Here is a 22,996-nt window from a genome sequence, read left to right as displayed (position 1 = left end):
CTTTTGCGACTGCTCCTGCCTAACTGAGGCCTAATCGAGCCGCTCGAGCACCATCGCCATGCCCTGGCCACCACCGACACACATGGTTTCCAGACCGAATGTCTTGTCGTGCGTCTTGAGGTTGTTCAGCAGCGTGGTGGCGATACGTGCGCCGGTCATGCCGAACGGGTGGCCCAGGGCGATGGCCCCACCCGACACGTTCAACTTGTCCTCGTCGATGCCCAGCTCGCGGGCCGAACTCAGCACCTGCACCGCGAAGGCCTCGTTGATCTCGATCAGGTCAATGTCGCTGATCGACAGTCCGGCCCGCTGGAGGGCCTTCTTGGACGCCTCGATCGGGCCCAGGCCCATGATCTCCGGGGAGAGGCCGCTGACGCCGGTGGATACGATGCGGGCCAGCGGTGTCAGGCCCAATTCCTTGCCTTGGTGTCGCTGGTGATCACCAGCGCGGCGGCGCCGTCGTTGAGCGGACAGGCATTTCCGGCGGTCACGGTGCCGTTGGGCCGGAACACCGGCTTGAGCTCGCTGACCTTCTCGTAGCTGGTACCTGGCCGTGGCCCGTCGTCGGTGCTGACCGTGGTGCCGTCGGGCAGGGTGACCGGGCAGATCTCGCGCTCGAAGAACCCGCTCTTGATCGCCTCCTCGGCCCGGTTCTGGCTGCGCACCCCCCAGTGGTCCTGGTCCTCGCGGCTGATGCCGGTCATGATGGCGACGTTCTCAGCGGTCTGGCCCATCGCGATGTAGACGTCCGGGATGTTCCCGTCGGCGCGTGGGTCGTGCCACTCGTCGGCGCCCGCGGCCGCGGCGGTCGACCGCTCCTGCGCCGCATCAAACAGCGGGTTCTTGGTGTCCGGCCAGGAGTCGGAATTGCCCTTGGCGAACCGGGACACGGTCTCCACACCCGCGGAGATGAACGCGTCGCCCTCGCCGGCCTTGATCGCGTGGAACGCCATCCGGGTGGTCTGCAGCGACGACGAGCAGTACCGGTTGACGGTGGTGCCCGGCAGGAAGTCGTAGCCGAGCTCGACGGCGACGACGCGCGCCATGTTGAAGCCCTGCTCGCCGCCCGGCAGACCGCAGCCCAGGATCAGGTCATCGATCTGGTGTGGGTTCAGCGCGGGCACCTTGTCGAGCGCGGCGCGCACCATCTGGACGGCCAGGTCGTCCGGTCGCATGCTGACCAGCGACCCTTTCATAGCGCGGCCGATCGGTGAGCGGGTAGCTGAGACGATGACGGCTTCCGGCATGACGGTTCCCTCCGACGCGATGCGGGCTCAAGACCAGACAAATCTAGACAAACCTAGTCGGTGGCCACCGGGGGGTTCGACTGGGCGGGCACATCGCCTACCGGGTCCCGCCAAACCCGCGGCATCACGGACAGTCGGGTGTGGCCGGCATCGAGCACGGGCGTACTGGCCCGCGGCGATGACGGCGGCTCAACCGTGGGGATGCCGTCCTTTTCGCCGAGCTCCTCGCAGAGCACGGGCAGTAGCTGTTCGGCCGCCAGCGCATATGCCGTCGGCGAGGGGTGGAAACCGTCGGCGGAGAACATCAGCTCGGGTGACGCCCGGAACTGGTGCGCCAACAGGGCCGCCAACGGCACCGGCACACCGCCGGCCGCCTTGACCGCGGCGGCCTGGGCGCGGGCAAGTTGCAGGCCCCGCGAGTGTGCCAGCGACCGCAGCGGCTGGGGGATGGCGGAGATCACTCCAAGATCCGGGCACGTACCGACCACCACCACCGCACCGCGGGCGCGCAACTTGCGCACAACCGAGGCCAGGCGCCGCGCCGACTGGCTGATGCCGTTGAGCGCCGTGACGTCGTTGGCGCCCAGCATCATCACCGCGGCGTCCGGCGGAGGCCCGGCCACGAACATCGCGTCGACCTGGCCGGACACGCCCCTCGAGGTGGCGCCGACGATTGCTTTCGTGCTCAGCCGGACGCGCTTGCCGGTCTGCTCGGCCAACCCGCGCGCGATCAGCACACCGGGCACTTCTTCGGCGTTGAAGCAGCCGTAACCGGTGGCCGTCGAGTCACCAAAGATCATCAGGTGCAGGTCGACGGACATGCCCCGCTGCCACCGCTGTACGGGCCCGCCGCCGCGGGTGTAGACGCCGTCGGCGCGGGGCGGGATGTCCCAGGACTTCGGGATGATGGTGCGCGCCTGCGTCGCCTGGCCCACCAGCAGGTTGCGTGCGCCCAGATAGGCCGTGCCCGTCGAGGCCAATGCACCCACTGTGGCCAGGGCGATCGTCGAACGACGCGGCACCCTCATAGTCACCGGACCATTTTACGGCGGCTTTGGTAACGCTCGGGCAGATAGCTGAGAAATAACTCGATCACGGTGCGGAGCAATTGTGGTATCAAATCAGCTTCTTCAAATGTTGCACTCAGCAACGGCTGTCAAGCTAAACCCAACGGGTTGGCTGGTCGCCTCGGCAAACGGGATGAACCGGACGGTCACCTGACTCGTCACATGCTGTATCGGACTACAATGGCGTAGGAAGTGTTGAGCATGAGCGCACCCAGTGAGGTATCCGACTCGCCCCGGAATGCCGTTCGCCCGTATGAGGTTCTTCGGGCTCGCAGAGTTAAGGCACGCCGGTTCGCCATCAGTGACGGCGCACCGGTCGAGGTTCTCGAATCCGGGCCCAGCGTCGCGGGGCGGTTAGCTGCGCTGGCGTCGCGACTGACGATCCGGCCGGTTCTGGCGCTGGGTAGCCACGTACCGAACCTGCCCTGGCCGTGGAGTCTCATCGACATGGCCGCCAAGGCTGTACTCCCACCTTCCGCCACCGTCCGGGCCGACGTGGCCTTGACCAATGCGTCAGCGCAACTGGTGCGAGCGCCCGGCGTGCTGCCCGCGGACGGGACAAGGCGGGTGGTTCTCTACTTGCACGGTGGCGCATTCCTGACCTGTGGGGCGAACTCGCACGGCAGGCTCGTCGAAGCGCTATCAACGTTTGCTGACACACCGGTTCTGGTCGTCAACTATCGGTTGCTGCCCAAGCATTCGATCGGAATGGCGCTCAACGACTGCTACGACGGCTACCAGTGGCTGCGGTCGCGCGGGTTCGACCCGGAACAGATAGTGCTGGCCGGTGATTCCGCGGGTGGGTATCTTTCCCTTGCGCTAGCGCAACGGCTGCAGGAGGAGGGCGAGGAGCCCGCCGCGCTGGTAGCGATCTCGCCGCTGCTGCAGCTAGCAAAGGAATACAAGCAGGCCCATCCCAACATCAAGACCGACGCCATGTTCCCGGCGAATGCGTTCGACGCGCTCGTCGAGCTGGTTGCTAGCGCCGCCGCCAAGCACCTCGTCGACGGCAAGCCCGAAGAAATCTATGAGCCGTTGGAGCACATCAAACCCGGCCTGCCGCGAACCCTGATCCACGTGTCCGGATCCGAGGTGCTGCTGCACGACGCGCAGTTGGCCGCGAGCCGGCTGGCAGCGGTCGGTGTGCCGGCCGAGGTCCGGGTCTGGCCTGGCCAGGTTCATGACTTCCAGTTGGCCGCGCCGCTGGTGCCCGAGGCGGTCCGTTCACTGCGCCAGATCGGCGATTACATCCGTGAGGCCACTGAGTAGTCGGCTCCGCCGGCACCCGCAGTCACTGTGCACGGCCCGAAACCGCCTGAGACGATGAACGCATGCGGATCGCGCAGCACATCAGTGACCTTATCGGCGGCACCCCACTGGTTCGCCTGAACTCCGTCGTCCCCGACGGCGCCGGCATCGTGGTGGCAAAGGTCGAATACCTCAACCCGGGCGGCAGTTCCAAGGACCGGATCGCGGCCAAGATGATCGATGCTGCCGAGGCCAGCGGGCAGCTGAAGCCGGGTGGCACCATCGTCGAACCCACCTCCGGTAACACCGGTGTCGGGCTGGCTCTGGTCGCGCAGCACCGCGGCTACAAGTGCGTCTTCGTCTGTCCCGACAAAGTCAGCGAAGACAAGCGAAACGTGCTGCTCGCCTACGGCGCCGACGTGGTCGTGTGCCCGACGGCGGTGCCGCCCGACGACCCGCAGAGCTACTACAGCGTTTCCGACCGGTTGGTCGCCGAGATCGACGGCGCCTGGAAACCCGACCAGTACGCGAACCCGGAGGGACCGGCCAGCCACTACGAGACCACAGGCCCGGAGATTTGGGCCGACACCGACGGCAAGGTCACCCACTTCGTCGCCGGCATCGGCACCGGCGGGACGATCAGCGGCGCGGGCCGCTACCTCAAGGAGGTGTCCGCCGGGCGACCGGAGGGACCAGTGCGCATCATCGGCGCCGACCCGGAAGGGTCGGTGTATTCGGGCGGCAGCGGCCGGCCCTATCTCGTCGAGGGCGTCGGTGAGGATTTCTGGCCGGCGGCATATGACCCGGGCGTGCCCGACCAGATCATCGCGGTGTCCGACTCCGACTCGTTCAACATGACCAGGCGGTTGGCCCGCGAAGAAGCGATGTTGGTCGGCGGGTCGTGCGGGATGGCGGTCGTCGCCGCGGTCAAGGTCGCCGAGGCAGCCGGGCCGGACGCGCTGGTCGTGGTGTTGTTGCCGGACGGCGGCCGTGGCTACATGTCAAAGATCTTCAACGACGGGTGGATGTCCTCATACGGGTTCCTGCGCAGCCGCCTCGACGGGTCGATCGATGAGCCCACGGTCGGTGACGTGCTGCGCCGCAAGTCCGGCGAACTGCCCGACCTGGTCCACACCCACCCGTCGGAGACGGTGCGTGATGCAATCGGCATTCTGCGTGAGTACGGGGTGTCCCAGATGCCGGTGGTGGGGGCCGAGCCGCCGGTGATGGCCGGCGAGGTGGCCGGGAGCGTCTCCGAACGCGAGTTGCTCTCGGCGGTCTTCGAGGGCCGCGCCAACTTGGCCGACGCCGTCTCGCAGCACATGAGCCCGCCGCTGCGGATGATCGGCGCCGGCGAATTGCTCACGGCCGCGGGCAAGGCATTGCGGGATTGGGACGCGTTGATGGTGGTGGAGCAGGGAAAACCGGTCGGGGTGATCACCCGGTATGACCTGCTGGGTTTCCTCTCGGACGGGTCTCGTGGCCTAACTGGGCGACGTTAGCGGGGCGCTCAGGTAATGTAATGCGGCCTGGTTCAGCATCCCCGCAGTGGAAGGTGCCCATGACTGATCAACCGCCGCCCCCCGGGTTCTACCCACCGCCTGCAGGTCCGCCCGGGTCGCCACCCGGCGGGCAGCAGCCTCCGCCGCCGCCCGGCGGTTCCTACCCTCCACCGCCTCCGCTGCCCGACGGCGCCTCGTATCCGCCGCCCCCTCCGCCCGCGGGCGGGTATGCGCCGCCCCCGCCCGGACCGGCGGTCCGTGCCCTGCCGCCGGAGTCCTACACGTCGTGGATCACCCGCGTGCTGGCGTTCCTTATCGACAACATCCCGTACGCCCTCGTGGTCGGCATCGGTGTGGGGATCACGGATTTCACTCAGCAGAAGACGTGCACCAGCGACGTCACGGGATATGACGTGAACCAGTACTGCATTTACCAGCCCTCGATGCTCGGCCAAGTGGTGCAGGGGCTGGCGTGGCTGGTGGGATTGGTCTACTTGGTCTGGAATTACGGCTACCGCCAGGGCACTACCGGCTCGAGCATCGGCAAGTCGGTGATGAAGTTCAAGGTGGTCAGCGAGACCACCGGGCAGCCGATCGGTTTCGGGATGTCGGTGGTGCGCCAACTTGCGCACTTCGTTGACGCGATCATCTGCTACGTCGGTTTTCTGTTTCCGTTGTGGGACTCTAAACGGCAAACCCTGGCCGACAAGATCATGACGACGGTGTGCCTGCCTATCTGATAGCGCCGACCAGGCCCCGGTGCCCCAGCAATGACTGAGCAACCGCCTTTCGGTACTCACCCACCCTCCTCGTGGGGTTCTCGGCCATACGGCGGTCAGCCGCCGCAGGCGCCCAGTGGGTTCGTCATGCTTCCCGAAATCGGGACCGTTGCCGTCGCCACGATTTGGCAGCGTTTGCTGGCACGCTTGATCGACTCGCTGGTCTACGGTGTCTTCTACGCAACCTTCGTGGTGATCGGTGTCGCCTTGGCGTCGTCGTCGACCACCGTCACCGACTACAACGGCCACACCACTTCCGAGCAGTCCGGAATGGGCACGCTCGGATTCCTGTTGGCACTTGCGGCCGCGATGGGGAGCGGCCTGGTCTACGAGTGGTTGATGCTGGCTCACTGGGGCGCGACTCTGGGCAAGATGGCACTCGGCATCAAGGTGGTCAACCAGGTCACGGGCCAACTACTTGGCTTCGGATCGGCGTTCGTGCGGCCGCTTGTTCCGTTAGCCGCCAGTGTGTTCTGTACCCTGCTGGCGTTGCTGGTGTACTTGTCGCCCCTGTTCGACAAGTCCGGTCGCCTGCGTGGCTGGCACGACAAGGCGGCCGACGACGTGGTGATCAAGGTCCGGTGAGCCCACTACGCTGATCGTCGATGAGCCAAGAGCGCAACGCACACGACGCATACACCGGACTGGCCACCAAAGCCATCCATGCCGGCTACCGTCCGGACCCGGCCACCGGGGCGGTGAACGCGCCGATATATGCCAGCAGCACGTTCGCCCAGGACGGCGTCGGCGGTCTGCGCGGCGGATTCGAATACGCACGCACCGGTAACCCGACCCGGGCCGCACTGGAGGCCTCGCTGGCCGCGGTCGAAGAGGGCGCGTTCGGGCGGTCGTTCAGTTCCGGGATGGCCGCCACCGACTGCGCCCTGCGGGCAATGCTGCGGCCCGGGGACCATGTGGTCATTCCCGACGACGCTTACGGCGGCACGTTCCGGCTGATCGACAAGGTCTTCACCCAGTGGAACGTCGACTACACGCCGGTGGCGCTGCCCGACGTGGACGCGGTCCGCGCCGCCATCACGCCACGTACCCGGCTGGTGTGGGTGGAAACGCCGACCAATCCGCTGCTGTCCATCGCCGATATCGCCGGCCTTGCCGAAATGGTAGCGGAGATCGGCAGTCAGAGTTCGGCAAAGGTGTTGGTGGACAACACTTTTGCCTCGCCGGCGTTGCAGCAGCCGTTGACGCTGGGCGCCGATGTAGTGCTGCACTCCACCACCAAGTACATCGGTGGCCACTCCGACGTGGTGGGCGGCGCGCTGGTTACCAATGACGAAGAGCTGGACCAGGCTTTCGGTTTCTTGCAGAACGGCGCCGGCGCGGTGCCGGGCCCGTTCGACGCCTACCTGACGATGCGCGGCCTGAAGACCCTAGTGCTGCGCATGCAGCGACACAGCGAAAACGCTTTGGCAGTAGCGGAATTCCTCGCCGCTCAGCCGTCGGTAAGCACCGTGCTGTATCCGGGTTTGGCCACCCATCCCGGGCAAGAGGTCGCCGCGCGGCAGATGCGCGGCTTCGGCGGCATGGTTTCGGTGCGGATGGCCGGCGGCCGGGAGGCCGCCGAGCGGCTGTGCGCCAACACCGGCGTGTTCATCCTGGCCGAATCACTGGGTGGAGTGGAATCGCTGATCGAGCATCCCAGCGCCATGACGCACGCATCCACGGCCGGTTCGCAATTGGAAGTGCCCGACGACCTGGTGCGGCTGTCGGTCGGCATCGAGGACATCGCCGACCTGCTGGCCGACCTCGAACAAGCGCTGAAGTAGTTCGCGCCCCGCTATGAGTGATACGGCTCCGCGCTGACGAGGGTGACCTTGACGGTGTTGCCGTTGGGCACCGTGTAGCTGCGGGTCTCGCCGACCTTGGCGTCGAGGAGTGCGCCGCCCAGCGGTGAGTTCGGCGAATACACCTCGAGCTTGCCGTTCTTGACGCCCTCCTGACGGGTGGCGATGAGGAACGTCTCGCTGTCGGACTTGTCGCCGTTGTAGTAGACCTTGACCACCGAGCCGGGCAGCGCCACGCCGGACTGCTTGGGTGCCTCGCCGACCTTGGCGTTGTTGAGCAGGTCCTGCAGCTGGCGGATGCGGGCCTCCTGTTGGCCTTGCTCCTCGCGGGCGGCATGGTATCCGCCGTTCTCGCGCAGGTCGCCCTCCTCGCGGCGGTCGTTGATTTCCGCGGCGATGACCGGACGGTTGGCGATCAACTGGTCGAGCTCGGCCTTGAGCCGGTCATGTGACTCCTGGGTCAACCAGGTCACCTGAGTGTCCGTCATCTCGTCGCGCTCCTCGTGTTCTCGGCTCCGCGTATCCGCGTAAGCTCCTGGGCCCCGCTTGGGGGTGCCCGGTTCCGCCCTGGTGCCGCCTGCTCCGTCTTGCTCACGGGCATTAATGCAGCAATACACGGTCCCAGCAGGAACCGTGCATTCACCCATGTTACCACTGCGATAACAAACGATGACTGTATATCTGCAGTTGAGAGTTTGTCCCTCAATCAGTCCGAGCGCAGGTAGCCGGGCACGTTGGTGCCACAGCCGTAGATGTCTGCCATCACCGGCCGTTGGAAGGATTTCACCGTCGTCGTCACCTGCACCGTGGCCTGGTCGGACGGCGGGACGAGCACTTCCCGTCTGCCCGTCTCGCTGCCGTCTTTGGACCGCACCCGCACAATGCAGTCCACTGGCCGCGACGGGTTGGAGCGCGTCACGCTGATGGTCACCGACGCCGTCTCGTCGTCGATCAATTGATAGCCGGCCAGCGATCCGGAGACGTCGCTGGTGCCCAGCCGTTGGTAGCCGAGCACGGCGACGACGATGCCGGCCGCGACAATCAGCACGGGCAAGGCGATGGCTATGCGGCGCCGCGATCTGCGGGACAGTCGCGGACGCCCATAGCGGGCCTCGGGACGCGGAACGGGAGCCTGTGTCATGCCTGGGGGAGTTGTCGGTTAGCGGGGAACTGGAATTATAGGGTCACGCATCCAACGGACAAGGGGACACGTGAGCGAACTGCGGTTGATGGCGGTGCACGCCCACCCCGACGACGAGTCCAGCAAAGGTGCCGCCACCCTCGCCCGCTACGCCGACGAGGGGCACCGCGTGCTTGTGGTGACGTTGACCGGTGGCGAACGCGGCGAAATCCTCAATCCCGCGATGGACCTGCCCGATGTGCATGGACACATCGCCGCGATCCGCCGCGACGAGATGGCCAAGGCAGCCGAGATCCTCGGCGTGGAGCATACCTGGCTCGGCTTCGTCGACTCCGGCCTGCCCAAGGGCGATCTGCCGCCGCCGCTGCCCGATGACTGCTTCGCGATGGTGCCGCTGGAAACGTCGGCCGAGGCGCTGGTTCGGGTGGTACGCGAGTTCCAGCCGCACGTGATGACCACCTACGACGAAAACGGCGGATACCCGCATCCCGACCACATTCGCTGCCACCAGGTCTCGGTGGCCGCCTACGAGGCTGCCGGCGACTATCGCCGGTTCCCGGACGCGGGCGAGCCGTGGAATGTGTCGAAGCTGTACTACAACCACGGCTTCCTGCGGGCGCGGATGCAGTTGTTCCACGACGAATGCGTCAAGCACGGCCAGGAAGGCCCGTTCAAGCAGTGGCTCGAGCACTGGGATCCCGACCACGACCCGTTCGAATCCCGAGTGACGACGCGCGTCGAATGCTCGGCGTACTTCAGCCGGCGTGACGACGCGCTGCGGGCGCACGCCACCCAGATCGACCCGAACCACGACTTCTTTGCGGTTCCGATCTCATGGCAGCAGCGGCTCTGGCCGAGCGAGGAATTCGAGTTGGCCCGCTCGCGTGTGCGCGCGAAGGTGCCCGAAACCGATCTGTTCGCCGGAATCGAGACGAACGGGTGAACCACCTTCTGCTCACCGTGATTGCTGACGGGACGCCGCACAATCACGGGCCGGATTTCGGCAAGGCCAGCCCGGTGGGGCTGCTGGTCATCGTGTTGCTGGTGATCGCCACGGTGTTCTTGGTGCGGTCGATGAATCGGCAGTTGAAAAAGGTCCCCAAATCATTCGACCGGGAACACCCCGAACCCGACAAGGCCGCCGACGAGGGCACCGACACGGTGGACGGACCCCCGCGCGCACCGGGCGCCGATGATGAGCCAGGCTGATCCGTCGGGGGCCAATACCCTCGGGCGGGCCACCAGCCCGTACCTGCGCCAGCATGCCGACAACCCCGTGCACTGGCAGCAGTGGACGCCGCGGGCCCTGCAGGACGCGGCCGCGCGCGACGTGCCGATCCTGCTGTCCATTGGCTACGCCGCCTGTCATTGGTGTCACGTCATGGCCCACGAGTCGTTCGAGGACCACACGGTTGCCGCCGCGATGAACGCCGGATTCGTCTGCATCAAGGTCGACCGCGAAGAACGGCCCGACATCGACGCGGTCTACATGAATGCCACCGTCGCGCTCACCGGGCAGGGCGGCTGGCCGATGACGTGTTTCCTGACTCCCGACGGCCGACCGTTTTACTGGGGCACCTACTACCCGAAAGATGCTTTCCTGCAACTGCTTTCGGCAGTATCCGACACCTGGCGGGATCGCCGCGGGGAGGTGGAAGAGGCCTCCGACCATATCTCCGGCGAGTTGCGCAAAATGGCTTCCTCGTCACTGGGGCTGCCGGGCGCGGGCCCGGAGGTGGCGCCGGCGCTGTGTGATCACGCCGTTGCCACGGTGCTGCGCGACCAGGACAGCACTCACGGCGGCTTCGGCGGAGCACCCAAATTCCCGCCGTCGGCGCTGCTGGAGGCGCTGCTGCGCAACCATGAGCGCACCGGGTCGGCGGCGGCGCTCGAGGCCGTCTCGCACACCGGCGCCGCGATGGCCCGCGGCGGTATCTACGACCAACTTGCCGGCGGCTTCGCCCGATACAGCGTCGACAATGCCTGGGTGGTACCGCATTTCGAGAAGATGCTCTACGACAACGCGCTGCTGCTGCGTGCATACGCGCACTGGGCCCGGCGCACCGGAGATCCGTTGGCCCGCAAGGTCGCCCAGCAGACCGCGCGGTTTCTGCTCGACGAGCTGGGCACCAAAGGCAAAGCCGGCATGTTCACTTCGTCGCTGGACGCCGACGCCGCCGGGCAGGAGGGTTCGACCTACGTCTGGACGCCGGCGCAACTGGTCGAGGTGCTCGGTAGCGACGACGGTCGTTGGGCGGCAGAGGTTTTCGGCGTCACCGAGGCCGGCACCTTCGAACACGGCGCGTCGGTGCTGCAGCTGCGGTCCGATCCGGACGACCCGCAACGACTGGACCGGATCCGCGGCGCGCTGCTGGCGGCGCGGCTCACCCGGGCCCAGCCCGGCCGTGACGACAAGGTCGTCACGGCCTGGAACGGGCTGGCGATCACCGCGCTGGCCGAGGCCAGTGTGGCGTTGGCAGCCCCCGAGTTGGCTTTTGAGATGGTTGAAGCCGCGCAGCGCTGCGCGACGGCGCTACTGGACTTGCACGTCGTCGACGGCCGGCTGCGACGCGCCAGCCTCGGCGGGGTGGTCGGTGACAGCGCCGCGATCTTGGAGGACCACGCCATGCTGGCCACCGGGCTGTTGGCGGTGTATCAGCTGAGCACCGATGAGGCGTTGCTGACGGCGGCGACCCAGTTGTTGGACACCGCGCTGCAGCACTTCGCCGACCCGGAGCGCCCCGGCCGCTGGTTCGACGCCGCCGACGATGCCGAGACGTTGATGCTGCGGCCTGCCGACCCGATGGATGGGGCGACGCCGTCGGGAGCATCGGCGATCACCGAGGCGCTGCTGACCGCCGCGCACCTGGTCGACAGCGACGATAGTTTTCGTGCCGAGCGGTATCTGCGGGCCGCGGGCGAGGCACTGAGCGCGCATTCGGTGTTGCTGCAGCATGCGTCGCGCGCGGCCGGGCATTGGCTGGCGGTCGCCGAAGCCGCGGTGCGTGGGCCGCTGCAGATCGCCGTCGCGTGCCAGCCGTCGGGGTCGTCGCTGCTGGCCGATGCGCGCCGGCTGGCGCCCGGCGGCGCAATCGTCGTCGGGGGCGAGAAGGACTCGTCGGCGCTCTTGGCCGGCCGCGATCGGGTGGACGGCGCCGACGCGGCCTATGTGTGCCGAGGGCGGGTCTGCGACCTGCCGGTCACCGGGGCGTCGGAACTCAAGGCCGCGCTGAACGTCTAGAACACCACGAACCACATGGCGATGTAGTGGCAGATCGCCGCTACCGCTGTGCACGCGTGGAAGAACTCGTGGTAGCCGAACGTCGTCGGCCACGGGTCGGGCCAGCGCGACGCGTACAGTATGCCGCCGATGCTGTACAAGGCGCCGCCGACGAACAGCAGCACCATCGCGGCCACCCCGGCGTTGTGCAGGATCGTGGTGGTGAACCCGACCGCGACCCAACCCAGCAGCAGATAAAGCGGCACGCCCACCCAGCGCGGTGCCGACGGCCAGCACATCTTCAGCAGGATCCCGGCGATCGCGCCGCCCCACACGATGCACAACACCAGGCGCCCGTCATCGGGCGGCAAGGCCAGCAGCGCGAACGGTGTGTAGCTGCCCGCGATGAACACGAAGATCATCGAATGGTCCGCCCGCCTCATCCATTTCTGGGCGGTCGCCGATTTCCAGTGGACGCGGTGATAGGTGGCGCTGACGGTGAACATCAGGATCGTGGCGGCCGTATAGGCAAATGTTGCGAGCCCGGCGCGAGTGGACCCCACCGACCACGACACCGCGATCAGTGACGCACCAGCGAAGACCGCTGTCCCCGCCGAATACACGTGGATCCAGCCGCGGAATCGGGGCTTGGTCAGTACGCGGGTTACGCCGTCGACGATCTGGTGGGCGGCGCTGCCCACTGCGCCGCCGTGTGATTCGGTCTCCGGGCTGGTGACCGTGCTGGTCTGGCCGCTCATTGCTCCCGTTGCCTCGGTTGAGATTGCCACTGGCTCTTACTGATCACAGTATCCGGACCACCCAGCCGACGCCGTCCGGACATGCCCGAATTTGTTGTCGGTCACAGTAGTGTGGATCCTCGTGGAGATCATTCCGCCGCGGCTCAAGGAGCCCTTGTATCGCGCTTACGAGCTGCGGCTGCGGCAGGGTCTGGCCGCCTCGACATCCGAACTGCCCCGTCACATCGCGGTCTTGTGCGACGGAAACCGGCGATGGGCGCGCGACGCCGGATACGACGACGTCAGCTACGGCTACCGGATGGGTGCGATCAAGATCGCCGAGATGCTGCGCTGGTGCCAGGAAGCCGGCATCGAAATGGCCACCGTCTATCTGCTGTCGACCGAGAACCTGCAACGCGATCCCGACGAGCTCGCCGCACTCATCGAGATCATCACCGATGTCGTCGAGGAAATCTGTGCACCGGCGAACCGCTGGAGTGTGCGTACCGTCGGGGACCTGGCGCTGCTCGGGGAGGAACCGGCCCGCCGGCTACGCGACGCGGTGGAGTCCACCCCGGGCGTCGCGCCATTCCACGTCAACGTCGCGGTCGGCTACGGCGGCCGTCAGGAGATCGTCGACGCGGTTCGCGCATTGTTGGGCAAGGAACTCGCCAACGGCGCGACCGGCGAGGAACTCGTCGAGGCGGTGACCGCCGAGGCCATCTCCGAAAACCTCTACACCTCCGGGCAACCCGACCCGGATCTGGTGATCCGCACGTCGGGCGAGCAACGCCTGTCCGGGTTCCTGCTGTGGCAGAGCGCCTACTCGGAGATGTGGTTCACCGAAGCGCACTGGCCCGCGTTCCGGCGCGTCGATTTCCTGCGCGCGCTGCGTGACTACAGCCAGCGGCATCGCAGGTACGGCCTGTGACGATCGCAAGCGCGGCGGAGCCGGGCGCAGCGGGTCGGCACGGATTGGGCAGGTGACGGGTCGGCACGAAATTAGGTAAGTGACAGACTGGATGCATGGCTGCGCTGTCGGCGGTGGTGTTCACGCTGAGCGGTTGGCTTGGGCTGTATCTCCTGGCCCGTGATCCGCGCAAGCCCGTGCTCGCCTTGGCGGCGATCGGGCTGTGCGGCTTTGCGCTCGTCGTGGCGCTGGACGCGGTGCGCACGGCCAGCCCGGCGCACGCGCAGCTGCTCAGCCGGCTAGAGATCTACCTGGTTGCCGTGCCGAGCGTCGCGTGGTTCGCGGTGCTCGTCGAGCTGTCCCGGCCATCGGAAACGGCCCGGGCGCGCACCGCTGAGCTGTTGCTGGTCGGTGCGGTCGGTGCGGTGACGCTGGTCGGCGCGACGATGGCCGGCAGTGTCGACGGGCCGCTGCGGGCGGGGCACTGGCTGATGTTCGCGGTGATCTCGACCTCCACGCTGGGGGCGATGCTCGCCGCGTTGCGCCGCCCGGCCCAGCCGGTGCCGGTCGTCGGCGTCGTCGTAGTTGCGACGCTGTTCTTCGCGCTGGGTAACGCGATCCTGATCATTCCGCTGGGCCTGGTGCCCAGCTGGCTGGCTCTGGCGTCGACGGGTTTCGATGTGCTGTTGCTCGGGGTCGCGGTGGCCTTGTGGGACGCCTTCGACGAGGGCCAGGCGCTGCGCGCCGACATGCTGCGCTCGTTCGCTGGCTGCACGGCGGTGGCGGTGCTGCTCGGCGGTCAGGTACTGATCGGCTTGGCCCTCACTCGCGATCAGCCCGGCACCCAGGTCGCGCTGACGATCCTGCTGTTCACCACCGTGGCGATCGCTATCACCGTGCAGGTGCTGGCCGATCCGCTGGCCGGAGTGCTGGACCGGCTGGCGTTCTGGAAATCGCCCACGCTGCGAGCCGACCGGGCAGCGTTGCGGCACACCGGGGCCGCGCTGCCGCTGCGGTCCGCAGATCCCCTCCGAGATCTTCAAGACGTCGACGACGAGACCTTCGCCAGGCTCACCCGCCGGGCGCTGGGTCACTACGGCGACCTGACCAAACTAGTGGCCAGCCCGCTGACCGCGTTGCCCGTGATCGACGAGCGACTCGCCGCGCGGGGCGCACCCGATCACCCGCTGGAGCGGGCCAACGAACTCAAGGCCGTGCTCGCCGACGGCATATCGCGGCTCAAGCCCCGCGACGGCGGCGACTTCGGCACCACCGAGCAGTGGCGGCACTACAACGCGCTGTATTTCCCCTATGTCGTCGGCGTGCGGGCATATGCGCAGAACGCCACCGCCTCCGGTTTGGATCCGACCGCCCGGCAGGCCTGGCAGTGGTTCGTCACCGAGGTCCCACAGCGCTCGCTGCATAACTGGCAGAATGCGGCGGCCCGGCTCATCGCCGCCGATCTGCGTGACGCGTTTCGGTTCCCAGCGAGTAAAGAATCCAGTCTGGCGGGAATACCCGGGCGAACTAGCTGGTCGTTCCAACTATGGCAGAAGTTGGCAGTGCCGTGCGTCGATCTGGCAGTGCCCGGACGGCACGCTCGAAACTGTCCCTTTTGTTTCAAATCCCCTCATACCCTGCCATAGCGAGGAGTTAAACCCCATGACCGCTATCTCTGGTCTACCAACCCGCCACCTCTACGATTCGACCGATTCGCTGTTGCGTTTCGCCATGCGCGCCGACGCCACCCTGACCGGATTGCTCGGTCTGGCCGGCGCCTTCGCCGCCGACCCGCTCTCGTCGCTGACGGGCCTGACATCCGGGCAGGAATACGCCATGTCGGCTTTCTTTGTGCTCTATGGGCTGGTCGTCTTCAGCCTTGCCGCGCTGCCGAACCTGCGCCGTGCCGGGATGGGCGTCGTCGCGGCCAACATCGTCTACACCGTGGCGGCGATCGTGGCCGCCGAGTTGGTCCCGATGACCGCCACCGGAGTCGCCGCGACGCTGGCCAGCGGTGTCTACACCGCGTTCTTCGCCTGGCTGCAATACCTGGGCGTGCGCCGGCTGGCGGTCTAGGTTCTCCGGGCTCGCGTCCCGCTGCCGCCCTTACAGCTTGCGCAGGCGCAGCCGGTTGATGGAGTGATCGGCGTCTTTGCGCAGCACCAGGGTGGCGCGCGGCCGCGTCGGCAGGATGTTCTCGACCAGGTTGGGCCGGTTGATCGAGCGCCAGATCTCGCGCGCGGCGGCGACCGCCTTGGTGTCGTTGAGGGCCGAATAGTGGTGGAAGTGAGATTCCGGGTCGGCGAACGCCGTGGTGCGCATGGCCAAGAACCGCGACACATACCACTGCTCGATGTCTTCGACCCGGGCGTCGACGTAGACCGAGAAGTCGAACAGATCGGACACCATCAGCGTGGGACCGGTCTGCAGGACGTTAAGGCCCTCCAGGATCAGGATGTCGGGATGGCGGAGCACGTGCTTGGCGCCGGGGATGATGTCGTACTTCAGATGCGAATACACCGGCGCGCACGCATAGTCCGAGCCGGATTTCACCGTCGTCACGAACCGCAGCAGCGCCCGGCGGTTATAGCTCTCCGGAAAACCCTTGCGGTGCATGAGGTTTCGCCGGTCGAGTTCGGCATTGGGGTAGAGAAACCCGTCGGTGGTCACCAGGTCCACCCGGGGATGGTGATCCCAGCGGGCCAACAGCGCCTGCAGCACACGTGAGGTGGTCGATTTGCCGACCGCCACGCTGCCGGCCACGCCGATGATGAACGGCACCGGCCGGTCGGGGTTTTGCTGCGGCTCGCCCAGGAATTCCGCGGTAGCCGCGAACAGCCCTTGGCGGGCGGCGACCTGAAGGTGAATCAGCCGGGCCAGCGGCAGATAGACCTCCTCGACTTCCAGCAAGTCGATTTGCTCACCCAGACCACGCAGGCCGATCAGTTCCTCTTCGGTGAGGGCCAGCGGTGTCGACATGCGCAGCGCACGCCACTGCTTTCGGTCGAACTCCACATATGGGCTCGGCTCGCTCGGCCGGGGCATAGCGCCAGTGTGGCAGGGGCAAGCGCGCGCCCGACGGCTGGGCTGGCCAAAAGCATCGCTAAGTAGACTGGCGCGCGTGACCACCGCATCCGAAGCCCGCACAAAAGCGTCCGTAATGTCCGCCCCGCTCGCCGAAGTCGACCCGGATATCGCCGAGCTGCTGGGCAAGGAGCTCGGACGGCAACGGGACACCCTGGAGATGATCGCCTCGGAGAACTTCGTCCCGCGCTCCGTGCTGCAGGCTCAAGGCAGCGTGCTGACGAACAAGTACGCCGAGGGGCTGCCCGGACGGCGTTACTACGGCGGTTGCGAGTACGTCGACGTGGTGGAAAACATCGCCCGCGACCGCGCCAAGGCGCTGTTCGGCGCCGACTTCGCCAACGTGCAGCCGCATTCGGGTGCTCAGGCCAACGAAGCCGTGCTGCACGCGCTGATGTCACCGGGGGAGCGGCTGCTGGGCCTGGACCTCGCCAACGGCGGTCACCTGACCCACGGCATGAAGCTGAACTTCTCCGGCAAGTTGTATGAATGCGGCTTCTACGGGTTGCATCCGGCGACGCATGTGATCGACATGGACGCGCTGCGCGCCAAGGCGCTCGAATTCCGTCCGAAGGTCATCATCGCCGGCTGGTCCGCCTACCCGCGGATCCTCGACTTCGAGGGATTCCGGTCGATCGCCGATGAGGTCGACGCCAAGCTGTGGGTCGATATGGCGCACTTCGCGGGCCTGGTTGCGGTGGGGCTGCACCCGAGCCCGGTGCCGCACGCCGACGTGGTTTCCACCACGATCCACAAGACGCTCGGCGGGGGCCGCTCCGGCATGATCCTGGGCAAGCAGGAATACGCCAAGGCCATCAACTCCGCGGTGTTCCCCGGCCAGCAGGGCGGACCGCTCATGCACGTCATCGCGGGCAAGGCCGTCGCGCTCAAGATCGCCTCCACGCCCGAATTCGCCGACCGGCAGCAGCGCACGCTGTCGGGCGCCCGGATCCTCGCTGACCGGCTGCTGGCCGCCGACGTGGCCAAGGCTGGTGTGTCCGTGGTCAGCGGAGGCACCGACGTCCACCTGGTGCTGGTCGACCTGCGCAACTCCCCGTTGGACGGCCAGGCGGCCGAGGACCTGCTGCACGAGGCCGGCATCACCGTCAACCGCAACGCCGTGCCCAATGACCCGCGGCCGCCGATGGTGACTTCGGGCCTGCGGATCGGGACCCCGGCGCTGGCCACCCGCGGCTTCGGGGACGCCGAGTTCACCGAGGTCGCCGAGATCATCGCGACCGCGTTGGCAAGCGGCGGCTCGGGCTTGGACGTGTCCGCCCTGCGGCAGCGGGTGACCCGGTTGGCCAGGGACTTCCCGCTGTACGAGGGTCTCGAGGACTGGAGTTTGGCCGGTCGCTAACGGCGCGACACGGGGCGCGGCAATTTTATTAACCTGTGTACGCGGGTTACAGTAACTGCATGGCACAGAAACCTGTCGCGGACGCGCTGACCCTGGAACTCGAGCCGGTGTGCGAAGCCAACATGGATCGCCACCTCAACACCGAGGACATCTGGTTCGCCCACGATTATGTGCCGTTCGAGCGGGGCGAGAACTTCGCCTTCCTCGGCGGCCGCGACTGGGACCCGTCCCAGATGACGTTGCCCAGGACCACCACCGACGCCTGCGAGATCCTGCTGCTGCTCAAGGACAACCTCTCCGGCCACCACCGCGAGCTGGTCGAGCACTTCATCCTCGAAGAGTGGTGGGGCCGCTGGCTGGGCCGGTGGACCGCCGAGGAGCACCTACACGCCATCGCGTTGCGCGAATACCTAGTGGTGACCCGCGAGGTCGACCCGACCGCCAACGAGGAGGCGCGGGTCCAGTACGTGATGAAGGGCTACCGCGGCGACATGTACTCACAGGTCGAGACCCTGGTGTACATGGCGCTCACCGAACGCACCCACGCGGTCTTCTGCGCCAACCTGGCAGCGCAGATCGAGGAGCCCATCCTGGCCGGACTCATCGACCGGATCCGCAGGGACGAAGAGCGTCACGAGCTGTTCTTCGCCAACCTCGTCGCGCATTGCCTCGAGTACACCCGCGACGAGACGATCGCCGCGATCGCCGCGCGTGCGGCGGATCTCCAAGTCGTCGGGGCCGACATCGACTCCTACCACGACAAAGTGCAGAACGTCGCCGACGCAGGCATTTTCGGGCCGGCGGAGTTGCGACAGGCGATCTCGGACCGCATCACCGCATGGGGTGTGGCCGACGAGCCGCAACTGCGGCAGTTCGTCACCGGCTAGCGGGTCTCGGCGCGCCTGCCGGGCGGCCGGGCGGCCACGAGAGTAGCGTCGCAGTTGATGGTCAGCGACGTATTCTGCTGCCAGGGCGGTGCCTCCGGTCACTACAACGGCAGGACCGGCCCCGGTCCTGGTGCCGCAACTCCCGTCGACATGCCCGTGTGGGGCCCCATGGGTTTAGCTCGAGGAGCGCTTCGTGACCGATACCCGGACGTACGTGCTCGACACCTCCGTGCTGCTGTCCGACCCATGGGCGTGCAGCCGGTTTGCCGAACACGAGGTCGTGGTTCCGCTGGTGGTGATCAGCGAACTTGAGGCCAAACGCCACCACCACGAGCTGGGCTGGTTCGCCCGGCAGGCGTTACGTCTGTTTGATGATCTTCGACTCGAGCACGGACGGCTGGATCAGCCCATTCTCGTTGGGACACAAGGCGGCACGCTTCACGTCGAACTGAACCACACGGACCCGGCGGTGCTGCCCGCCGGCTTCCGTACGGACAGCAACGACTCCCGGATCTTGAGCTGCGCCGCCAACCTCGCCGCCGAAGGCAAGCGGGTCACGTTGGTGAGCAAGGACATTCCGCTTCGGGTCAAGGCCGCCGCGGTGGGCCTGGCCGCCGACGAATACCACGCGCAGGACGTCGTAGTCTCCGGTTGGTCGGGGATGCAGGAGATCGAGACCGCCGCCGAAGTCATCGACGCACTGTACGCCGAGGGTGAGATCGATCTGGCCGAAGCCCGAGACCTGCCGTGTCACACCGGGATTCGGCTGCTTGGGGGCAGCTCTCATGCGCTCGGCCGGGTCAACGCGACCAAACACGTCCAGCTGGTTCGCGGTGACCGCGAGGTGTTCGGACTGCGCGGCCGTTCGGCCGAGCAGCGGGTGGCGCTCGACTTGCTGCTCGACGAGTCGGTGGGCATCGTGTCGCTGGGTGGCAAAGCCGGCACCGGCAAATCGGCGTTGGCGTTGTGCGCGGGCCTGGAGGCGGTGCTGGAGCGGCGGACCCAGCGCAAGGTGGTGGTCTTCCGCCCGCTGTACGCGGTCGGCGGCCAGGAGCTCGGCTACCTGCCCGGCAGCGAAAGCGAAAAGATGGGACCGTGGGCGCAGGCGGTGTTCGACACCCTCGAGGGGTTGGCCAGCCCGGCGGTGCTCGAGGAGGTCCTGTCCCGGGGCATGCTCGAGGTGCTGCCGCTGACCCACATTCGGGGCCGCTCGTTGCACGACTCGTTCGTCATCGTCGACGAGGCACAGTCACTCGAGCGCAACGTCCTGCTGACGGTGCTGTCCCGGCTGGGCGCGGGGTCGCGGGTGGTGCTGACCCATGACATCGCCCAGCGCGATAACCTGCGCGTTGGCCGCCACGACGGGGTCGCCGCCGTGATCGAGAAACTCAAAGGCCATCCGCTGTTCGCGCACATCACCCTGCTGCGCAGCGAACGGTCGCCGATCGCCGCGCTGGTCACCGAGATGCTCGAGGAGATTGCCGGACCGCACTGACCGGGCGTTTCGGGACGCTTTCGTTCGATAAACTTCCCTAGTGCCGAAACGACCTGACAACCAGGCCTGGCGCTACTGGCGGACCGTCATCGGCGTCGTAGCGGCCGGGGCGGTGTTGGTGATCGGGGGCCTCACCGGTCACGTGACACGCGCCGACAAGGGTGACAAGGGCAGCTGCGCGGTGGTCAAGTGTGTCGCGCTGACATTCGACGACGGGCCGGGGCCCTTTGACGAGCGGCTGTTGCAGATCCTGAAGGACAACGACGCGAAGGCGACCTTCTTCCTGATCGGCAACAAGGTGGCAGCCAACCCGGCTGGCGCCAAGCGCATCGCCGACGCCGGTATGGAGATCGGCAACCACACCTGGGAACACCCCAACATGACGACGATCCCGCCCGAGGACGTCGCCAGCCAGTTTTCCCGGGCCAACGATGCGATCACCGCCGCGACCGGCCGGACACCGAGCCTGTATCGCCCCGCCGGCGGACTGTCCGACCCCGTGGTTCGCCAGGCTGCCGGCCAGTTTGGCCTGGCCGAAATACTTTGGGATGTAATCCCTTTCGACTGGGTCAACGACTCCAACACGGCGGCGACACGATACATGCTGATGACCTACATCAAGCCGGGCTCGGTGGTGTTGTTCCATGACACCTACTCGAGCACCGTCGACCTGGTGTACCAGTTCATCCCGGTCCTCAAGGCCAACGGCTACCGCCTGGTGACGGTCAGCGAACTGCTCGGCCAGCGGGCGCCGGGCAGCAGTTACGGCAGCCGCGAGAACGGTCCACCCGCCAACGAACTGCACGACATCCCGGCCGGCCAGATTCCGACGTTGCCCAACACCCCGTCGCCCAAGCCGATGCCCAACTTCCCGATCACCGACATTCCGGGCCAGAATTCGGGCGGACCGAACAACGGTGCCTAACCCGAAAACCGCCCGCAGGTATCTGATTCAATATGCGGTCGACCTTGCCCTGGCCTATTTCGTGGCCGTCATCGACGTAGCCGCCATTCTCATCCCGCTGTGGGGCCACACCTCGGTGCGCTTCGAGGAAAAGAACCTGGTCATCGTCGCGGTGCTGGTGGTGCTGGCAACCATTGCCGTCGGGATTGCGGGTGCCTACAGCCTGGTCCCCACACTGCGATGGTTTCTGGCCGGGGACGAACCGACCAAGGATCAGCGGGAAGCCGCAATGAAACTCGCGGGTCGCCAGACGGCGATACTGCTGACGGCGTCGGCGTTCAGTGGCGCTGTCATGGCACTGATCAATCGGACCGGCGGGGCCGCGCTGCTACTGCCCATGCTGCTCGGCGTGCTGCTCGGCGGACCCGCTGCCGCCGGCACCGGCCTGCTGTTTTCCCAACGCACCTTGCGGCCGATCATGTTCGCCGCCACCCGGGACGCCAAGCCCCGACTGGCCGTGCCCGGGGTGTTCGCCCGACTGGTTCTCATGTGGTTCCTGTGCAGCGCGGTGCCCATCGGGGTGATCGCCACCTTCGTCGTCCTGCGCTCCTACGGCTGGCTCATCCAAACGTCCGCGTCGCTGGATGTGCCCATCTTGGTGGTGTCGCTGGCGGCGCTGATCCTCGGGTTGCCAACGATGATCCTGACGTCGCGATCCATCGCCGATCCGCTCGGCGAGGTCGTCGACGCGATGGCCCAGGTCGAACATGGCAACATGGGAACTCACGTCGGCGCCTATGAAAGGTCCCAAATCGGGCGTCTGCAAACCGGATTCAATCGAATGGTCACCGGACTCGCCGAACGTGACCGGCTGCGCGATCTGTTCGGACGTTACGTCGGAACCGACGTCGCCCGCCGCGCCATCGAAGAGGGTGCGCAGCTGTCGGGCGACGTGGTCGAAGCGGCCGTCCTCTACATCGACCTGGTCGGCTCCACGCAGCTCGCGGAAAGCCGTCCGCCGCAAGAGGTTGCCGAGGTGCTCAACGACTTCTTCCGGATCGTCGTCGGCGCCGTCGACGAGCGTCAGGGGCTGATCAACAAATTCGCGGGCGACGCCGCGCTGGCCGTCTTCGGGGCGCCGCTGCTGATGGACGAACCGGCGTCAGCCGCCCTGGCTACCGCCCGTGCCCTGGCCACCAAGCTGCGACAGCTGCCCGTGGACTTCGGCATCGGCGTTTCGGCGGGACGAGTCTTCGCCGGCAACATCGGTGCCGAAAACCGTTACGAATACACGGTTATCGGTGACGCCGTCAACGAGGCTGCGCGGCTGGCCGATCTCGCCAAGACCGCGGAGTCGCGGATCCTGTGCTCGGCGGCGGCCATCGACCACGCCGATGACGCCGAGCGCGGGCGGTGGTCGGAATGTTATTCCACGGTGTTGCGCGGCCGCTCTGAAGCCACGCAAGTCTGTGCCCCGGCGGGTCCCGCCTAGCTGGCTGTAGGTCGTGTCAAGTCATGTGGTGTGCGTGGGGCATTGTCGCCGGTGGTTGTCGGCGTTGAAGACCTGGCCGGAGTGCGTGGTGTGCTGTGAGGAGTGCCGTGAGCGCCCACGC

At 66.8% G+C, this 22,996-nt stretch carries 21 protein-coding genes and 1 pseudogene; 16 read left to right on the top strand and 6 right to left on the bottom strand.

Annotation, left to right across the window (positions count from 1 at the left end; translation table 11 throughout):
* Positions 1–30: 30 nt before the first annotated feature.
* Positions 31–1,247 (bottom strand): annotated as a pseudogene (locus tag ACLP9N_RS34710) (acetyl-CoA C-acetyltransferase).
* Between the two features lie 53 nt (positions 1,248–1,300).
* Positions 1,301–2,269, bottom strand: a complete 969-nt coding sequence (locus tag ACLP9N_RS34705; protein WP_442411638.1) for an SGNH/GDSL hydrolase family protein — start codon at positions 2,267–2,269, stop codon at positions 1,301–1,303.
* A gap of 246 nt (positions 2,270–2,515) precedes the next feature.
* Here ACLP9N_RS34705 and ACLP9N_RS34700 point away from each other — a divergent pair, with 246 nt between their 5' ends.
* The 5 genes from ACLP9N_RS34700 (at position 2,516) to ACLP9N_RS34680 (ending at position 7,627) form a co-directional block, all read left to right on the top strand.
* Positions 2,516–3,583: an alpha/beta hydrolase gene (locus tag ACLP9N_RS34700; protein ID WP_442411635.1), complete on the top strand. Its 1,068-nt coding sequence runs from the start codon at positions 2,516–2,518 to the stop codon at positions 3,581–3,583.
* Between the two features lie 62 nt (positions 3,584–3,645).
* Positions 3,646–5,064 carry a cystathionine beta-synthase gene (locus tag ACLP9N_RS34695; protein WP_442411634.1) on the top strand — a complete coding sequence of 473 codons (1,419 nt, stop codon included), beginning with the start codon at positions 3,646–3,648 and terminating at the stop codon, positions 5,062–5,064.
* 59 nt (positions 5,065–5,123) lie between these two features.
* Positions 5,124–5,804 (top strand): RDD family protein, encoded by a 681-nt coding sequence (locus ACLP9N_RS34690; protein ID WP_442411633.1) that lies wholly within the window; start codon positions 5,124–5,126, stop codon positions 5,802–5,804.
* Between the two features lie 126 nt (positions 5,805–5,930).
* A complete protein-coding gene (locus ACLP9N_RS34685; RefSeq protein WP_442411632.1) occupies positions 5,931–6,428 on the top strand; it encodes an RDD family protein in 498 nt (165 codons plus the stop codon).
* A 20-nt stretch (positions 6,429–6,448) separates the two neighbouring features.
* Positions 6,449–7,627 (top strand): cystathionine gamma-synthase, encoded by a 1,179-nt coding sequence (locus ACLP9N_RS34680; RefSeq protein WP_442411631.1) that lies wholly within the window; start codon positions 6,449–6,451, stop codon positions 7,625–7,627.
* Between the two features lie 11 nt (positions 7,628–7,638).
* Here ACLP9N_RS34680 and greA read toward each other — a convergent pair whose 3' ends face one another.
* Entirely contained in the window at positions 7,639–8,133 is a 495-nt protein-coding gene (greA, locus tag ACLP9N_RS34675) for a transcription elongation factor GreA (RefSeq protein ID WP_442411630.1), read from the bottom strand.
* A 218-nt stretch (positions 8,134–8,351) separates the two neighbouring features.
* Positions 8,352–8,786, bottom strand: coding sequence for a DUF4307 domain-containing protein (locus tag ACLP9N_RS34670; RefSeq protein WP_442411629.1), 435 nt, complete (start codon positions 8,784–8,786; stop codon positions 8,352–8,354).
* A 70-nt stretch (positions 8,787–8,856) separates the two neighbouring features.
* Between ACLP9N_RS34670 and mca the strand changes: the two genes are divergently transcribed.
* From mca to ACLP9N_RS34655, 3 genes are read left to right on the top strand one after another with little or no spacing between them, the layout of a single operon-like run.
* Positions 8,857–9,729: a mycothiol conjugate amidase Mca gene (gene mca / locus ACLP9N_RS34665; RefSeq protein WP_442411628.1), complete on the top strand. Its 873-nt coding sequence runs from the start codon at positions 8,857–8,859 to the stop codon at positions 9,727–9,729.
* Positions 9,726–9,995, top strand: coding sequence for a hypothetical protein (locus ACLP9N_RS34660; protein WP_442411627.1), 270 nt, complete (start codon positions 9,726–9,728; stop codon positions 9,993–9,995). Before mca ends, ACLP9N_RS34660 begins: the two co-directional genes overlap by 4 nt.
* Positions 9,982–12,027, top strand: coding sequence for a thioredoxin domain-containing protein (locus ACLP9N_RS34655; RefSeq protein WP_442411626.1), 2,046 nt, complete (start codon positions 9,982–9,984; stop codon positions 12,025–12,027). Before ACLP9N_RS34660 ends, ACLP9N_RS34655 begins: the two co-directional genes overlap by 14 nt.
* On the opposite strand, the gene trhA is transcribed toward ACLP9N_RS34655, so the two are convergent.
* A complete protein-coding gene (gene trhA / locus ACLP9N_RS34650) occupies positions 12,024–12,764 on the bottom strand; it encodes a PAQR family membrane homeostasis protein TrhA (protein ID WP_442411625.1) in 741 nt (246 codons plus the stop codon). The two genes, ACLP9N_RS34655 and trhA, sit on opposite strands and share 4 nt — an antisense overlap.
* 121 nt (positions 12,765–12,885) lie before the next feature.
* Here trhA and ACLP9N_RS34645 point away from each other — a divergent pair, with 121 nt between their 5' ends.
* The 3 genes from ACLP9N_RS34645 to ACLP9N_RS34635 all read left to right on the top strand — a co-directional run bounded on the left by ACLP9N_RS34645 (position 12,886) and on the right by ACLP9N_RS34635 (position 15,729).
* Positions 12,886–13,674: a (2Z,6E)-farnesyl diphosphate synthase gene (locus tag ACLP9N_RS34645; protein WP_442411637.1), complete on the top strand. Its 789-nt coding sequence runs from the start codon at positions 12,886–12,888 to the stop codon at positions 13,672–13,674.
* A 95-nt stretch (positions 13,675–13,769) separates the two neighbouring features.
* Positions 13,770–15,299: a hypothetical protein gene (locus tag ACLP9N_RS34640; protein WP_442411624.1), complete on the top strand. Its 1,530-nt coding sequence runs from the start codon at positions 13,770–13,772 to the stop codon at positions 15,297–15,299.
* A gap of 16 nt (positions 15,300–15,315) precedes the next feature.
* On the top strand, positions 15,316–15,729 hold the full coding sequence (locus ACLP9N_RS34635) for a hypothetical protein (RefSeq protein WP_442411623.1): 414 nt from the start codon (positions 15,316–15,318) through the stop codon (positions 15,727–15,729).
* Between the two features lie 30 nt (positions 15,730–15,759).
* Here ACLP9N_RS34635 and coaA read toward each other — a convergent pair whose 3' ends face one another.
* Positions 15,760–16,698, bottom strand: a complete 939-nt coding sequence (gene coaA, locus ACLP9N_RS34630; RefSeq protein ID WP_442411622.1) for a type I pantothenate kinase — start codon at positions 16,696–16,698, stop codon at positions 15,760–15,762.
* 115 nt (positions 16,699–16,813) lie between these two features.
* Between coaA and glyA the strand changes: the two genes are divergently transcribed.
* The 5 genes from glyA (at position 16,814) to ACLP9N_RS34605 (ending at position 22,875) form a co-directional block, all read left to right on the top strand.
* Positions 16,814–18,097, top strand: a complete 1,284-nt coding sequence (gene glyA, locus ACLP9N_RS34625) for a serine hydroxymethyltransferase (RefSeq protein ID WP_442411636.1) — start codon at positions 16,814–16,816, stop codon at positions 18,095–18,097.
* A gap of 59 nt (positions 18,098–18,156) precedes the next feature.
* Entirely contained in the window at positions 18,157–18,984 is an 828-nt protein-coding gene (locus ACLP9N_RS34620) for an acyl-ACP desaturase (protein WP_442411621.1), read from the top strand.
* Between the two features lie 193 nt (positions 18,985–19,177).
* Entirely contained in the window at positions 19,178–20,479 is a 1,302-nt protein-coding gene (locus ACLP9N_RS34615; RefSeq protein WP_442411620.1) for a PhoH family protein, read from the top strand.
* Positions 20,480–20,519: 40 nt separating this feature from the next.
* On the top strand, positions 20,520–21,404 hold the full coding sequence (locus ACLP9N_RS34610; protein ID WP_442411619.1) for a polysaccharide deacetylase family protein: 885 nt from the start codon (positions 20,520–20,522) through the stop codon (positions 21,402–21,404).
* Complete coding sequence (locus ACLP9N_RS34605; RefSeq protein ID WP_442411618.1) at positions 21,397–22,875, top strand: adenylate/guanylate cyclase domain-containing protein; 1,479 nt, start codon at positions 21,397–21,399, stop codon at positions 22,873–22,875. Before ACLP9N_RS34610 ends, ACLP9N_RS34605 begins: the two co-directional genes overlap by 8 nt.
* The last annotated feature ends 121 nt before the right edge of the window (positions 22,876–22,996 follow it).

This window comes from Mycobacterium sp., assembly GCF_052144515.1.
Classification (GTDB): domain Bacteria; phylum Actinomycetota; class Actinomycetes; order Mycobacteriales; family Mycobacteriaceae; genus Mycobacterium.
This window is presented reverse-complemented; position numbering and strand designations above follow the sequence as displayed.